Annotated in this window: 2 protein-coding genes; both read left to right on the top strand. The window is 73.3% G+C overall.

What is annotated here, in order from left to right:
* On the top strand, positions 1–323 hold a 323-nt coding region (locus VB737_RS07105; RefSeq protein ID WP_500312221.1), incomplete at its 5' end, for an urease accessory protein UreD.
* A gap of 54 nt (positions 324–377) precedes the next feature.
* Positions 378–1,079 carry a Coq4 family protein gene (locus VB737_RS07100; RefSeq protein ID WP_500312220.1) on the top strand — a complete coding sequence of 234 codons (702 nt, stop codon included), beginning with the start codon at positions 378–380 and terminating at the stop codon, positions 1,077–1,079.
* Positions 1,080–1,225: the final 146 nt, after the last annotated feature.

Genomic DNA, 1,225 nt, shown 5'->3' with positions numbered 1-1,225 from the left:
CCCACGGTCTGGGGGGGCAGCCGGTGTTCGCCAGCCTCGTGTGGGCCGCCCCCGCTCCGGTGGGCGAGCCCCTGCTGGAGGCCTGCCGCGCCGAGCGGCACGGACTGGAGGGAACGATGGCCTGCGGCCGGCTGGAGCGGGGGCTGGTGGCCCGCTACCGGGGCCGCTCCACCCAGGCGGCCCGCTTCTGGTTCACGCGCATCTGGGCCCGGATCCGGGCCGAACGGGGCCTGGCGGCTCCGGTGCTGCCGCGGGTCTGGCCGTTCCAGGAGCAGCCGCTTGATCTGGAACCGCCGCTGCCGGTCCCGGCCCGCAGCTGGTGAGCGCCGGCCCCATGGAACAGCCGGCCTAGGTTCGCCCCAGGCGCAGCCCCCCCGATGCATCGCTTCCAGCTCTCTTTGCAGGCCCTGGGCCAGGCGCGCCAGCTGATCGCCGTGGGCCGCAGCCAGGGGGATCTCGCCCGGATCGCCGATCTGGTGGACAGCTTCCTGGACACCCCCCAGATGGAGGCCTGCATCGCCCGCTTCCGGGCCCTGCCGGGCGGGGCGGCGATGATGGACGAGCGCTACCCGCCCCTGCAGCCGGATCTGGAGCGGCTCGAAGCGCTGCCGGAGGGGAGCCTGGGCCACACCTACGCGGCCCTGATCCGCCGCTTCAACTACGACCCCGAGTTCTTCCGCCCCCGCCCCGTCGACACGGAGGGACGCTGGCTCACCCAGCGGATCGCCACCACCCACGACATCCACCATGTGGTCAGCGGTTTCGGCACGACGCCGGTGGGGGAGAACGGGGTGCTGGCCATCACCGCCACCCAGATCGGCTTCCCTGCCTATGTGAGCCTCACCCACGCGGCCCAGATCGCCGCTTTCCGCTTCAAGCTCGACAGCTACGAGACCCTCAGCCGCTCCATCAGCCACGGCACCACGATCGGTTTCACCGCCCGTCCCTTCGCCACGGTCCGGTGGGAGGAGGGCTGGGAGCTGCCGGTTGCGGAGTGGCGGCAGCGGCTGGGGGTGACCCTGCCGGCCGACGACGCCCCCTACGGATCGAATGCCGGCGAAACCGGCGGCGGCTTCTGACCCAGGGGCAGGCGCCAAAGCCAGGCCTAGCTTTCCACGAGTTGCCGGCGATGCCGTGGCCCCAAGCGTCCTGCGCCGCCCCGGGGCGGCCGCCCTGGTTGTGGGCCTGGCCGTGGCGCTCCTGCCTCCAGGTGCCGCCCGCAGCG

Source organism: Synechococcus sp. BA-120 BA3 (genome assembly GCF_034931285.1).
GTDB lineage: Bacteria > Cyanobacteriota > Cyanobacteriia > PCC-6307 > Cyanobiaceae > Cyanobium.
Note: the sequence above shows the minus strand (reverse complement) of the source record. Positions and strands in the feature narration are given on the sequence as shown.

Coding starts and splice junctions, on each gene's coding strand:
- VB737_RS07100 (WP_500312220.1), top strand. CDS start 378: ATGCATCGCTTCCAGCTCTCTTTGCAGGCCCTGGGCCAGGCGCGCCAG.